Origin of the sequence: Methylobacterium sp. WL69 (genome assembly GCF_008039485.1) — a bacterium.
GTDB lineage: Bacteria > Pseudomonadota > Alphaproteobacteria > Rhizobiales > Beijerinckiaceae > Methylobacterium.
In genome coordinates, this window is the sequence record NZ_VRUZ01000107.1 from 1 (window position 1) to 12,807 (window position 12,807).

Genomic DNA, 12,807 nt, shown 5'->3' on the forward strand with positions numbered 1-12,807 from the left:
CCCCTGGCCCCTCCCCGTAAGGGCAGGGCGATCGCATAGGGCGTTTGGGGCGTTGGGACCTCCCGCAACGCTGTGTCATCCCGGGGCCGCGCAGCGGAACCCGGGACCCAGAAACACAGGTTTTGCAAGGCTTTGCGCTGTCGGCGGCTCTGGATTCCGGGTTCGCCTGCGGCGCCCCGGAATGACACCGGAGGTCATCTGCGATCGCCCTGCCGCAAGGGGAAGGGGACCCGCGCCGGGCTGGAGGCGCGGGGTCGCGCTCACAGATCCGGCGAGAGCGGCATCTGGATCGAACCGTCCAGGAACTTCGTCGGCCCGTCCGCCCCCGGATTGATGTCGAACTCGAAGATCTTGGTCGGAATCCACAGGGTCGCGCAGGCGTTGGGGATGTCGACGACGCCCGAGATGTGGCCCTGGACCGGCGCCGTGCCGAGGATCGAGTAGGCCTGGGCGCCCGAATAGCCGAACTTCTTCAGGTACTCGATGGCGTTGAGGCAGGCCTGGCGGTAGGCGACGGTCACGTCGAGGTAATGCTGCTTGCCGTGCTCGTCGACGGAAATGCCCTCGAAGATGAGGTGATCGTCGAATTGCGGCGTGACCGGCGACGGCTTGAAGATCGGGTTCCTGATCCCGTACTTGCGCATCCCGTCCTTGATCAGGCTGACCTTAAGGTGGACCCAGCCCGCCATCTCGATGGCGCCGCAGAAGGTGATCTCGCCGTCGCCCTGGCTGAAATGCAGGTCGCCCATGGAGAGGCCCGCCCCCGGCACGTAGACCGGGAAGTAGATTTTTGAGCCGCGCGACAGGTCCTTGATGTCGCAATTGCCGCCGTGCTCGCGCCCCGGCACCGTGCGGGCGCCCGTGGCCGCCGCCTTGTCCTTCGCCTCGCCCTTGAGCCGGCCCATATGGGCGGTGGGCCCGAAGGGCAAGGTGGCGAGCGCCGGTACCCGGTTGGGGTCGGTGTCGAACAGGGCTTTTTCGCGGGTGTTCCAGGTCTCCAGCATCTTCGGATCGGGTAGGCAGCCGATGAGGCCGGGATGGATCAGGCCGGGGAAGCGCACGCCGGGGATGTGCCGGGATTTCGTGAACATGCCCTCGAAGTCCCAGATCGACTTCTGGGCCTGGGGGAAGTGCTCGTCCAGGAAGCCGCCGCCGTTCTTCTTGGAGAAGAAGCCGTTGAAGCCCCACTGGCTCTCGGGCTTGGCGCCGATGTCGAGGAGATCGACCACCAGGAGGTCGCCGGGCTCGGCGCCCTCGACGCCGATGGGGCCGGACAGGAAGTGGACGATGGACAGGTCGATGTCGCGCACATCGTCGGCGGAATCGTTGTTCTTGATGAAGCCGCCGGTCCAGTCGTAGGTCTCGACGATGAAGTCGTCGCCGGGCTTGACCATCGCCACCATGGGGATGTCGGGGTGCCAGCGGTTGTGGACCATGTCGTTGTCGTAGGCCGACTGCGTGAGATCGACCTTGATCAGGGTCTCTGCCATGGGTCTCTGCTCCCTTCCCTGGACGTGAGGACATGCGTCCCCGTTTCGCGGAGGCCGGTGGGACGGCCTTGCGCAAGCGATGATGTTTCGCGGTCGGCGAGGGGCTTCGTGACCCCTCGCGAAAAACTCACACCGAGAGGAAGCGGGCGACCTGGGCCTCGTCGATGTCGGCGCGGAGCGACTCGTGGACGATGTGGCCGTTCTCGATGACCAGCACCCGGTCGGCGACGTCGAGGGCGAAGCTCAGCACCTGCTCGGAGACCACGATGGACAGGCCGCGCGCGTCGCGGATCTTCTTCAGGGTCCGGCCCATCTCGCGGATGATCGAGGGCTGGATGCCTTCCGTCGGCTCGTCCAGCAGCAGCACTTTCGGCCGGCTCGCGAGGGCGCGGGCGATGGCGAGCTGCTGCTGCTGGCCGCCGGACAGGTTGCCGCCGCGCCGGCCCTTCATCTCGAGGAGCACCGGGAACATCTCGTAGAGTTCCCCCGGCACCCGGCGCTCGTTGGTCACCGTCAGGCCGGTCTCGATGTTCTCCTGCACGGTCATGGCCGAGAAGATCATCCGGCCCTGCGGCACGTAGGCGAGGCCCCGCGCCACCCGCTGGTGGCTCTTCAGGGCCGCGACCTCGGTGCCGTCGACCCGGATCGACCCGGATTTCACCGGCACGATGCCCATGAGGGTCTTCATCAGCGTGGTCTTGCCCATGCCGTTGCGGCCCATGACGGCGACGATCTCGCCGGGCGCGATGGCGATGTCGAGGCCGTGCAGGACCTCGCTCTGGCCGTAGGCGGCGTGGAGGTCGCCGATCGCCAGCATCGGCTGGACGCCGCCCTGGACGAACGGGGCGGGGGCGGGGGCGGAAGACGGCGCGGTCTGGAGCATGATGCCGTTCCTCTCAGTGGCCGAGATAGACTTCGATGACCTTCGGGTCGTTCTTGACCCGCTCCATCGAGCCCTCCGACAGAACCTTGCCCTGGTGCAGCACGGTGACCCGGTGGGCGATGTCCTCGACGAACTTCATGTCGTGCTCGATGACCAGCACCGAGCGGCCGACGATGATCTGGTTCAGGAGCTCGGCGGTCTTGATGCGCTCGCCGACGCTCATGCCGGCCACCGGCTCGTCGAGCATGAGCAGCTCCGGGTCCTGGATCAGCAGCATGCCGATCTCGAGCCACTGCTTCTGGCCGTGGCTCAGAAACTCGGCCCGCTCCAAGAGCTGGTCCTTGAGGAAGATCATGTGGGCGACCTCCTCGATGCGGTCGCGGACCTCGGCGTCGCGCTTGAAGGTCAGCGCCCCGAACACCGAGCGGCCGCGCGGGAACGAGATCTCCAGGTTCTCGAACACCGTGAGGTCGTCGTAGATCGACGGCGTCTGGAACTTGCGGCCGACCCCGGCCTGCACGATGGCGCTCTCGGACAGCTTGGTGAGCTCCTGGCCCTTGTACTTGATGGAGCCGGAGCTGGCCTTGGTGCGCCCGCAGATGAGATCGAGCACCGTGGTCTTGCCGGCGCCGTTGGGGCCGATGATGACGCGGATCTCGTTGGGGTCGACGTAGAACGAGACGTCGTTGACCGCCTTGAACCCGTCGAAGGAGACGGTGAGCGCCTCCACCGCCAGCAGGAAGTCCTTTTCCGCCGGGGCGGCGCCGATAATGTGCGAGGGGAGAAGCGCGGCGTTCATTCCGAAAAAATCCTACTCGGCCGCGTGGGGGAGGGCGACGGCGGGCGCGGGCGCGAGGGCCTTCACGCGCCGGGTCAGGCGGGGCTCGACATAGGTCCGGTAGATGCCAGCCAATCCGTTGGGGAAGGCCAGGACCACGAGGATGAACAGGCCGCCGAGGCCGAACAGCCACAGCTCCGGAAAGCTCTCCGAGAAGCTGGTCTTGGCCCAGTTGACCAGGAGCGTGCCCCAGACGGCGCCGAACAGGGACAGGCGCCCGCCGACGGCGGCGTAGATCACCATTTCGATGGACGGCACGATGCCGACGAAGGACGGCGACATGAACCCGACCTGCAGGGTGAACATCGCCCCGCCGATGGCGGCGAACACCGCCGCGAGGCAGAACGCGAAGGTCTTGAAGCTGGCCACCTGGTAGCCGGAGAAGCGGACCCGGTCCTCCTTGTCGCGCATGGCGACGAGGATGCGCCCGAGCTTCGAGCGCTTCACGTACTGTGCGAACAGGATGCAGGCGACGAGGAGGCCGCCGTTGAGGAAGTAGAGGATGTTGTGGGCGCGGTCCGTGCGGATGTCCCAGCCGTTCAGGGTGCGCAGGTCCGTGATGCCGTTGATGCCGCCGGTATAGCCCTGCTGGCCGACGATGAGGATCGTCAGGATGGCGGCGATGGCCTGGGTGATGATGGCGAAGTAGGTGCCGCCGACGCGGCGGCGGAACATGGCCGAGCCGATGACGAAGGCGAAGAACGCCGGCACCACGAGGACGGCCAGGATCGTGAACGGCAGGCTGGTGAACGGCTTCCAGAACCACGGCAGTTCGGTGATCTGGTTCCAGTCCATGAAGTCGGGGATGCCCGGCGTCGACTGGATCTTCGTGTTCGCGACGCTGGAGGCTTCGAGCTTCAGGTACATGGCCATGAGGTAGCCGCCGAGGCCGAAGAACACGCCCTGCCCGAGGGACAGGATGCCGCCGAAGCCCCAGCAGATGACGAGGCCCAGAGCCACGAACGAGTAGGTGAGGTACTTGCCCACCAGGTTGAGGCGGAAGGCGTCGAGGAGCATCGGCAGCACGAGGAAGATCACGGCGGCCAGGAGCGCGAGGCTCACCCACTCCATGGGCTTCATGAACGGGTTGTCGTGGACGCTCTGGGATGGGGCGCGGGTCATGGCAAAGAGCTCCTCAGCGCCGGACTTTGAGGGTGAAGAGGCCCTGCGGCCGCAGCATCAGGATGCCGACGACGGCCAGCAGCGTGATCACCTTGGCGGTGGAGCCCGACAGGAAGAATTCGAGGGTCGACTGGGTCTGCGAGATCGAGAAGGCCGACGCGATGGTGCCGAGCAGGGAGGCGGCGCCGCCGAAGACCACGATGAGGAAGGTGTCGACGATGTAGAGCTGGCCCGAGGTCGGCCCCGTCGAGCCCACCATGGTGAAGGCCGACCCGGCGACGCCGGCAATGCCGCAGCCGAGGCCGAAGGTCAGGCGGTCGACCCGCTCGGTGTCGATGCCCACCGCCCCCGCCATGGGCCGGTTCTGCACCACGGCGCGGACCTGGGCGCCGAAGCGCGAGCGGTACATCAGGAGCGCGACGCCGGCGGTGATGAGCAGGGTGATCGCCATCACGAACATGCCGTTGATGGGGATCTCGATGGTGTCGGTGACCTGCACCGAGCCGATGAGCCAGGACGGCAGCTCGACGCCGACCTCGCGGGCGCCGAAGATCGTCCGGTAGGCCTGCTGCAGGATCAGCGACAGGCCCCAGGTGGCGAGCAGGGTGTCCAGCGGCCGCTTGTAGAGGTGGCGGATCAGCGTCCATTCCACCAGCATGCCGAGCGCCCCGGACGCCACGAAGGCCAGCCCCATGGCAACGAAGAAGTAGGCCGGGAACAGGGCCGGCAGGTAGGTCTGGAAGAAGCCCGAGCACAGGTAGGTCATGTAGGCGCCGAGGATCATGAACTCCCCGTGCGCCATGTTGATCACCCCCATCTGGCCGAAGATGATCGCCAGCCCCAGGGCCATCAGGGTGTAGACCGAGAACAGGATCAGCCCGGCGAAGCCCTGCATCACGAAGATCGAGCTGAGGTCCGTGAGGGAATAGTCGCCGAGCATTCTTTTCGACCTTCCGAAGGATTCAGCGACGGCTCTGCAAGCATCAGGCCGTTCGGAGCGGACGCGGCCCTCCGCTGAAGGGCCGCGACGCGCTCCCTCTCCTGAAAGGAGAGGGTTGGGGTGAGGTGTGCGAACTCTCCGAAAAGGTCTCACACCTCACCCTGTCCCTCTCCTTCCAGGAGAGGGGACCCGCGCCCGCTGGACCCGATCCAGCGCGCGCGCGGGGGGCCTACTGGTAGCCCTTCGGGAAGGGGTTCGGCTCGATGAGCGCGGGGCTCTCGTAGACCACCTCGAACTGGCCGGACGGGAGCGCCTTGGCGACGCGGGTCTTCGACCAGAGGTGATGGTTCGGGTGGATCTTGACGTAGCCCTCGGGGGCCTCCTTGAACTCGATGTCGGCGGAGGCGGCGGCCACCTTGTCGACGTCGAAGGAGCCGGCCTTCTCCACGGCCATCTTCCACAGGAACGGCCCGAGATAGGCCGCCTGGGTCACGTCGCCGATGACGGTCTTCTCGCCCCACATCTTGTGGAAGGCGGCGACGAACTTTTCGTTGTTGGGATTCTTGAGCGACTGGAAGTACTTCATGCAGGAATAGGCGCCCGCGATGTTGTCGCCGCCGATGCCGTCGATCTCGTCCTCCGTCACCGAGATGGTCAGCAGGGTCTGCTTCGACAGGTCGATGCCGGCGGCCTTGAGCTGCTTGTAGAACGCCACGTTCGAGCCGCCGACGACGTCGGTGAAGATCACGTCCGGCTTGGTGAGCTTGAGCTTGTTGATCACCGAGTTGAACTGCGTGTGGCCGAGGGGGAAATATTCCTCGCCCACGACCTTGGTCTTGAGCACGTTCTCGATGTGCTTGCGGGCGATCTTGTTCGAGGTGCGGGGCCAGATGTAGTCGGAGCCGATGAAGAAGTACGTCTTGGCGCCCTTCTCCTTGGCGACCCAGTTCAGGGATTCGAGGATCTGCTGGGTGGCCTCCTGGCCGGTGTAGATGACGTTCTTCGACTGCTCCAAGCCCTCGTAGAAGGTCGGATAGTAGAGAAGGCCGTTGTACTGCTCGAACACCGGCAGGGCGGCCTTGCGGGAGGCCGAGGTCCAGCAGCCCATCACGGCGGCGCAATGGTCGTTGACCAGGAGCTTCTTGGCCTTCTCGGCGAAGGTCGGCCAGTCGGAGGCGCCGTCCTCCTGGATGATCTTGATCTTGCGGCCGAGCACGCCGCCGGCCTCGTTGATCTGCGAGATCGCGAGTTTTTCCGCCTGGATCGAGCCGGTCTCGGAGATCGCCATGGTGCCGGTGGCGGAATGCAGGATGCCCACCGTGACCTCGGTGTCGGTCACCGCGAGGCCGGTGGTGTTCACGGTGGCCGTCGCCGGCCCCGCCGCGAAGCTCATGCGCGGCATCAGGGCCATGGCCGGCACGCCGGCCAGCCCCATGAGAAGCCTGCGCCGCAGCGCCGATTGCAGGCCGTTGCCCTTGCTGTCTGCCATCGTGCCCAAAATCCCTGATCGCCGTCGCATGGCCCGTGGAAAGAGCCGTGGATCGATACGCAAAGGCTAGGCCGTGGGGTGCGATGCGGTCGATACGCAGTCTTGCGTATGGAGCGGACCCGGACGGAGGCGCATCGTCCGAAACCCTTCGTCCAAGACACAGGTCTTCGTCCACGACTCAAGCTTCGCCCGGGCTTGACGAGCGCTGCTATGCCGCGCTCCGGCGCGAAGCCCGCCCTACGCCGTCGTTTCCAGGCGGCCGAGGTCGGTATCGTTGACGTCACGCCCATATTTGACGCTGTTGCAAAAAATGCTCGCGAAGCCCATATTCCGCCTCTACACATAATCGAATGAGCGTGACGTTTTGAATGAGCGTGACGTGGGGCGGACCGAAAAGACGGGCGAACCTGCTCAAGCACGGGCTGGATTTCGCCGATTTCGATGAGGCCTTCGATGCCGAGACCGCCCTGTTCCTGCCGACGAAGCCGAGCCGCAACGGACGCGAGCGGTTCATGCTCGTCGGCGCGTGGAACGGCTTGCTCGTCGTCGCGGTCATCGTGTCGCCCCTCGGCACGCAGGGGCTCGACATCGTGAGCCTGCGCCCCGCCAGCCCGAAGGAGAGAGCCGCCTATGACAGCCACCGCTCCAAAGCCTGAACCGGCGGCCCTCGGGTTCTCGCAAGAGGATTGGGACGAGGTGTCGGACAACCCGGAACTGACGGACGATCAGCTTGCCGCCCTGCGCCCGGTCTCCGAGATGCCGGACCATCTGCGCGCCCGACTGCCGAAGCGCGGTCGTGGGCGGCCGAAGGCCGAGAACGCGAAGGTGAACGTTACGCTGCGCCTCGATCCCGCGATCCTCGAAGCCTACAAGGCGGGCGGTCCGGGCTGGCAGGTTCGGATGGGCACCGCCCTGGCGGAAGGCGTGGAGCGGCCTGCCGAGGCCGAGCGCATCGACCGGGCGGCCATAACAGAGGCGAAGGACGCTGCGGCTGCCGAGGGGCAGGGCGAGGTGATCGTGTCGGGTCGCCTGGACACCGGGCAGTTCATCGAGGTTCGCGTGCACGGCGGGAAGCGCGAAGGGAAGACCTCGCAGGTCACGGGTGGGCGCAGCTCCGGGGCGGACAAACCCCGCAGGAAGTCCATGCCGCGCAAGACGGCGTAGAGCCCGCGCACCGTCGCGAGCCGGCGCACCGTCCGGGTTCCGCCAACGCCCCGCAAGCCGGCGGGGCGCGTGGGTCGCGGTCGCTGCTGAGGTGCGGCGACGAAGCTAATCGTGTTCGATCTGCGGGTTCGCTCGTCGACCCTCGTAAGGTCCCCCCTGCGGAGCATTCCAGGTTGCGTCGAATCTTGCACGGAACCCCGCACGCCTCCGTAAGTGCTTGCTATGTGACCAACCGTGCGGAATTCACGGACGGGGCGGACAGGCCGCCCGAAAGCGGACCAAGGTGTTGAAAGACCGATAAGAACCTGCCGATCCGGAGCCGCCGGACCGAGAGCTTTCGGCGGCGCGGCCCGCACGTGCTACCCCTCTGCCGAGCCATGCCCCAGCACCAGCGCATCCTGCCGATCCGGCGCGACTACAACCGCTTCGTCGCCGACGAGACGCTGGAGGACTACGCCCTGCGCTTCACCGCCAAATCGGCGCGGCGGTGGTCGGGCCTGCGGGTGGCGCAGACGGCGCTGGGCTCCGTGTCGTTCCTGGCGCTGGAGGCCATCGGCGGCACCCTGGTGCTGGGCCTCGGCTTCACCAACACCCTCGCCGCCCTCGTGGTGGTGGCGCTCATCATCTTCGCCACGGCCGTGCCGATCTGCGCCTACGCCGCCCGCTACGGCGTCGACATCGACCTGCTCACCCGCGGCGCCGGCTTCGGCTACATCGGCTCGACGGTGACCTCCCTGGTCTATGCGAGCTTCACCTTCCTATTCTTCGCCATCGAGGCGGCCATCATGGCGATGGCCCTGCACCTGTGCTTCGGCCTGCCCCTGGCGCTGGGCTACCTCGTCAGCGCCGTGGCGGTGATCCCGCTGGTCATCTACGGCATCACCCTGATCAGCCGGTTCCAGATCTGGACCCAGCCCCTGTGGATCGTCCTCAACCTGCTGCCGCTCGCCTGCATCGTCTGGCAGGGCGGGGCGCCGGTGGACGACTGGCTCGGCTACTCCGGCGATTCGGGCGGCGGGTTCGACCTCGCCCGCTTCGGCCTCGCCACCGGCATCCTCCTCGCCCTCCTGGCGCAGGTCGGCGAGCAGGTCGACTTTTTGCGATTTGTCCCCGCGATGGAACCCGGAAGGGAGCGCCGCTGGTGGGCCGCCGTCCTCGGGGCGGGGGCGGGCTGGATCGTCCCGGGCTTCCTCAAGATCCTGCTCGGGTCGTTCCTCGCCATCCTGGCCCTGCGCCACGGCGTGCCGGCCGACCGGGCGGCCGAGCCGACGCAGATGTACACGATCGCCTTCGGCTACGTGGTAGCGCCCGGCCCCGCCGCCATCGCCCTGATGACCGTGTTCGTCGTGGTCTCGCAGATCAAGATCAACGTCACCAACGCCTATGCGGGCTCCATCGCCTGGTCGAACTTCTTCTCCCGCCTGACCCACAGCCATCCGGGCCGCGTCGTCTGGCTGGTGTTCAACGTCGCCATCGCGCTCCTGCTCATGGAGCTCGGCATCGACAAGACCCTGGCGAGCACCCTCAGCCTCTACGCCGTGGTGGTCTCGGCCTGGGTCGGCGCGCTCAGTGCCGATCTCGCCGTCAACAAGCCGCTGGGCCTGTCGCCCCCCGGCATCGAGTTCAAGCGGGCCCACCTCTACGCCATCAACCCCGTCGGCACCGGCGCCATGGCCCTGTCGATGCTGTCGGGCTTTTCCGCCCATCTCGGCTGGCTCGGCGTCACCCTCACCCCGTTCGGCCCGATGCTGGCCCTGGCCGTCGCCTTCGTGGCCGCCCCCGCCATCGCGTGGGCGACGGGCGGCCGCTACTACCTCGCCCGGACGCCCAAAACCGACTGGAACGGGACCGCCATCACCTGCCGGGTGTGCGAGCACCCGTTCGAGCCCGAGGACATGGCCCAGTGCCCGGCCTATGGCGGGGCGATCTGCTCCCTGTGCTGCTCCCTGGACGCCCGCTGCGGCGACCTGTGCAAGCCGCACGGCCGCCTCGAGGCCCAGGCCCAGGGCGTTCTGGCCGGAATCCTGCCTGCGCGCACGGCGATCTGGATCGGCGCGCCCCTCGGGCGCTACCTCGCCCTGATGCTCACCCTGGTCGGCGCCGTGGCGCTGATCCTCGGCATCGTCCATGCGGGCGCAGTGGCCGAACACCCCGAACACCGCGAGATGCTGGCCGCCGCGCTGACCTCCGTGTTCCTCATCCTCATCGTGATCCTCGGCATCGTCGCGTGGCTGTTCGTGCTGGCCCAGGAGAGCCGGCACGTCGCCCTGGAGGAGACCGCCCGCCAGACCGGGCTCTACCAGGCCGAGATCGCCGCCCATAAGGTCACGGACCGCAAGCTCCAGGAGGCGAAGGAGACGGCGGAGGCGGCGAACCTCGCGAAAAGCCGCTACGTCGTCGGCATCAGCCACGAATTGCGCACGCCCCTCAACGCCGTGCTGGGCTACGCGCAATTGCTGGAGGGCGACCCGTCCATCCCGGCGCCGCGCCGGAACGGCATCCGGGTGATCCGGCGCTCGGCCCAGCACCTGTCCGGCCTCATCGACGGCTTGCTCGACATCTCCCGCATGGAGGCCGGGCGCCTGCAGATCCATCGCGACGAGATCCGGCTGTCCGACTTCCTCGACCAGATCGGCGACATGATCCGCCTGCAGGCCGAGGGCGCCGGCCTCGAGTTCCGCTTCACCCGGCCGGCCACCCTGCCCACGGTGGTGGCCACCGACGAGAAGCGCCTGCGCCAGATCCTGCTCAACCTTCTCTCCAACGCCGTGAAGTTCACGCCGCGCGGGCACATCGCCCTCGATCTCGCCTATCGCAGCCAGATCGCCGTGTTCACCATCCGCGACACCGGCCTCGGCATCCCGGAGGCCGACCTGCAGCGGGTGTTCGAGCCGTTCGAGCGCGGCTCCATGGCGGCGGCCCTCACCACCCCCGGCACCGGGCTCGGGCTCACCATCGCGCATCTCCTGGCGCAGATCATGGGCGGCGAGATCACCGTGGAGAGCACGGTCGGGGAGGGCACCTGCTTTCGCCTGCGCCTCATGCTCGCCTCCGTGGCCCGGCCGAAGCCCGTGCGGCTGCCGGCCCAGGCGCCCGACGCGGCCCGGACCTATTCGGGCGCCCGCCGCACCATCCTGGTCGCCGACGACGACGCGGCCCATCGCGGCCTCATGCGCGACATCCTCGAACCCCTCGGCCTCGTGGTCCTCGAAGCCGAAGACGGCCCGGCCTGCCTGGCGCTCGCCGCTGCGCATCCCCCCGACCTGTTCCTCCTCGACATCGCCATGCCGGGCATGACCGGCTGGGTCCTGGCCAGGGCCTTGCGTGAGGCCGGCCAGACCGCCCGGATCGCCATGATGTCGGCCAACGTCCACGAGATCAGCCCGTCGCGGGGGCACGACGCCCCCCACGACGCCATCATCGCGAAACCGTTCGACCTGCGCGATTTCCTCGAGGTCGTCACCGGTCTGCTCGGCCTCGCCTGGAGCGCGCCGGAGCCGGCGCGTGCCCCCGCCGCGGCCGCGGGGCCGCCCCCCCGGCCCGAGGCCGTGGCCGATCTCCTGCGCCTCGCCCGGATCGGCCACGTCCGCGGCCTGTCGGCGAAGCTCGCCGCCCTGGCGGACGAACCCGACCCGCCGACGGCCTTTCTGGTGCAGCTGCGCGGCCTCGTGGAGGCCTACGACCTGCGCCGCGTCTTGAGCGTGCTCGAAGCCCTGCGCGACGCGCAGGCGGTGGCGGAGCCCGCCGCCGATGCGTGAGCCCCACCGCGACATCGTCCTCGTGGTCGACGATTCCCCCGACACCCTGAGCTTCCTCACCGAGGCCATCGAGCGCTCGGGCGCCACGGTGCTGGTGGCGGTGGCGGGCGACCTCGCCCTGGCGCTGGTCGACGAGATCACCCCCGACATCATCCTCCTCGACGCGGTGATGCCCGGCATGGACGGGTTCGAGACCTGCCGGCGCCTCAAGGCCAGGGGCCACCTCGCCCACGTGCCGGTGATCTTCATGACCGGCTTGTCGGAGACCGAGCACATCGTGAAGGGCCTGGAGGCGGGCGGGGTCGACTACGTCACGAAGCCCATCGCGCCGGACGAGATTTTGGCGCGCATCCGGGTCCACCTCGCCGGGGCCCGGGCGGCCCAGAGCGCGCGGGCCGCCCTCGACACCACCGGCCGCACCCTGTTCGCCGTGGACGGGCGCGGCGCGGTCCTGTGGTCGACGCCCCAGGCCGCGCGCCTGCTCGCGGGGTTCACCGACCCGGACGGCTTGCCGCCCCGGGGTCTGTCCTGGCTGCGGGCCTGCCTCGCCGGCACGGCTTCGCCCCCCCTGGCCCTGACCGATCGGGACGGGGTCGCCCACACCGTGAGCTTCATCGGCGGGACCGGCGACGAGATCCTCCTGCGCCTCGCCCGGGACCCGACGGAGGCCGGGCTCGAACGCCTGCGCACGCGCCTGCCCATCACCGGGCGCGAGGCCGAGGTGCTGCTGTGGCTGTCCCGCGGCAAGGCCAGCCGCGACATCGGCGAGATCCTGGGCCTGAGCCCCCGCACGGTGACGAAGCACCTGGAGGGCATCTACGCCAAGCTCGGCGTCGAGAACCGCACGGCGGCCTCCCTCATCGCCGCCCGCCACCTGCAGGACCTGGAATAGGACGGAACTTCAACGGATCGCTTCGGATCGAGTGATCGCACCGGAACTCCCTCGCCTGTTTGGGAGAGGGTTGGGGTGAGGGTCGTGAACTGTCCGGAGAATCCACACACCTCACCCTGTCCCTCTCCTTCCAGGCTACGGCCTGTACGGAAACGATTCGAGTGTTTTGAGTTGGGCCCCTTTGGCGTTGTGGTCGGAGGGGCGGCGATGGAGGGGCTCGGGCCTGGGGAC

Annotated in this window: 10 protein-coding genes; 4 read left to right on the top strand and 6 right to left on the bottom strand. The window is 68.0% G+C overall.

Translation table 11 applies throughout. The annotated features are described in order from the left end of the window. Window positions 1-260: 260 nt before the first annotated feature. The 6 genes from fmdA to urtA all read right to left on the bottom strand — a co-directional run bounded on the left by fmdA (window position 261) and on the right by urtA (window position 6,762). Window positions 261-1,490, bottom strand: a complete 1,230-nt coding sequence (fmdA, locus tag FV218_RS19610; RefSeq protein ID WP_147711194.1) for a formamidase — start codon at window positions 1,488-1,490, stop codon at window positions 261-263. Window positions 1,491-1,617: 127 nt separating this feature from the next. Next, window positions 1,618-2,307: an urea ABC transporter ATP-binding subunit UrtE gene (urtE, locus tag FV218_RS19615; protein ID WP_187273111.1), complete on the bottom strand. Its 690-nt coding sequence runs from the start codon at window positions 2,305-2,307 to the stop codon at window positions 1,618-1,620. A 79-nt stretch (window positions 2,308-2,386) separates the two neighbouring features. Next, on the bottom strand, window positions 2,387-3,172 hold the full coding sequence (gene urtD, locus FV218_RS19620) for an urea ABC transporter ATP-binding protein UrtD (RefSeq protein ID WP_056095519.1): 786 nt from the start codon (window positions 3,170-3,172) through the stop codon (window positions 2,387-2,389). 12 nt (window positions 3,173-3,184) lie between these two features. Next, window positions 3,185-4,333 carry an urea ABC transporter permease subunit UrtC gene (gene urtC / locus FV218_RS19625; protein WP_056095516.1) on the bottom strand — a complete coding sequence of 383 codons (1,149 nt, stop codon included), beginning with the start codon at window positions 4,331-4,333 and terminating at the stop codon, window positions 3,185-3,187. Between the two features lie 13 nt (window positions 4,334-4,346). Then, window positions 4,347-5,273, bottom strand: a complete 927-nt coding sequence (gene urtB, locus FV218_RS19630; RefSeq protein ID WP_056095513.1) for an urea ABC transporter permease subunit UrtB — start codon at window positions 5,271-5,273, stop codon at window positions 4,347-4,349. 229 nt (window positions 5,274-5,502) lie between these two features. Then, entirely contained in the window at window positions 5,503-6,762 is a 1,260-nt protein-coding gene (gene urtA / locus FV218_RS19635) for an urea ABC transporter substrate-binding protein (protein ID WP_056095511.1), read from the bottom strand. A 368-nt stretch (window positions 6,763-7,130) separates the two neighbouring features. Between urtA and FV218_RS19640 the strand changes: the two genes are divergently transcribed. The 4 genes from FV218_RS19640 (at window position 7,131) to FV218_RS19655 (ending at window position 12,576) form a co-directional block, all read left to right on the top strand. Beyond that, complete coding sequence (locus tag FV218_RS19640; RefSeq protein ID WP_147711196.1) at window positions 7,131-7,418, top strand: BrnT family toxin; 288 nt, start codon at window positions 7,131-7,133, stop codon at window positions 7,416-7,418. Then, window positions 7,393-7,926 (top strand): BrnA antitoxin family protein, encoded by a 534-nt coding sequence (locus FV218_RS19645; protein ID WP_147711197.1) that lies wholly within the window; start codon window positions 7,393-7,395, stop codon window positions 7,924-7,926. The genes FV218_RS19640 and FV218_RS19645 overlap by 26 nt, the downstream gene beginning before the upstream one ends. 377 nt (window positions 7,927-8,303) lie before the next feature. Next, on the top strand, window positions 8,304-11,684 hold the full coding sequence (locus FV218_RS19650; RefSeq protein WP_147711198.1) for an ATP-binding protein: 3,381 nt from the start codon (window positions 8,304-8,306) through the stop codon (window positions 11,682-11,684). Then, a complete protein-coding gene (locus tag FV218_RS19655; protein ID WP_147711199.1) occupies window positions 11,677-12,576 on the top strand; it encodes a response regulator transcription factor in 900 nt (299 codons plus the stop codon). The genes FV218_RS19650 and FV218_RS19655 overlap by 8 nt, the downstream gene beginning before the upstream one ends. Window positions 12,577-12,807 lie beyond the last annotated feature (231 nt).

Excerpts from the sequence above, each read along its gene's own strand:
- fmdA (WP_147711194.1), bottom strand. The coding sequence starts at position 1,490 with ATGGCAGAGACCCTGATCAAGGTCGATCTCACGCAGTCGGCCTACGAC.
- urtE (WP_187273111.1), bottom strand. The coding sequence starts at position 2,307 with ATGCTGGCGATCGGCGACCTCCACGCCGCCTACGGCCAGAGCGAGGTC.
- urtD (WP_056095519.1), bottom strand. The coding sequence starts at position 3,172 with ATGAACGCCGCGCTTCTCCCCTCGCACATTATCGGCGCCGCCCCGGCG.
- urtC (WP_056095516.1), bottom strand. The coding sequence starts at position 4,333 with ATGACCCGCGCCCCATCCCAGAGCGTCCACGACAACCCGTTCATGAAG.
- urtB (WP_056095513.1), bottom strand. The coding sequence starts at position 5,273 with ATGCTCGGCGACTATTCCCTCACGGACCTCAGCTCGATCTTCGTGATG.
- urtA (WP_056095511.1), bottom strand. The coding sequence starts at position 6,762 with ATGGCAGACAGCAAGGGCAACGGCCTGCAATCGGCGCTGCGGCGCAGG.
- FV218_RS19640 (WP_147711196.1), top strand. The coding sequence starts at position 7,131 with ATGAGCGTGACGTGGGGCGGACCGAAAAGACGGGCGAACCTGCTCAAG.
- FV218_RS19645 (WP_147711197.1), top strand. The coding sequence starts at position 7,393 with ATGACAGCCACCGCTCCAAAGCCTGAACCGGCGGCCCTCGGGTTCTCG.
- FV218_RS19650 (WP_147711198.1), top strand. The coding sequence starts at position 8,304 with ATGCCCCAGCACCAGCGCATCCTGCCGATCCGGCGCGACTACAACCGC.
- FV218_RS19655 (WP_147711199.1), top strand. The coding sequence starts at position 11,677 with ATGCGTGAGCCCCACCGCGACATCGTCCTCGTGGTCGACGATTCCCCC.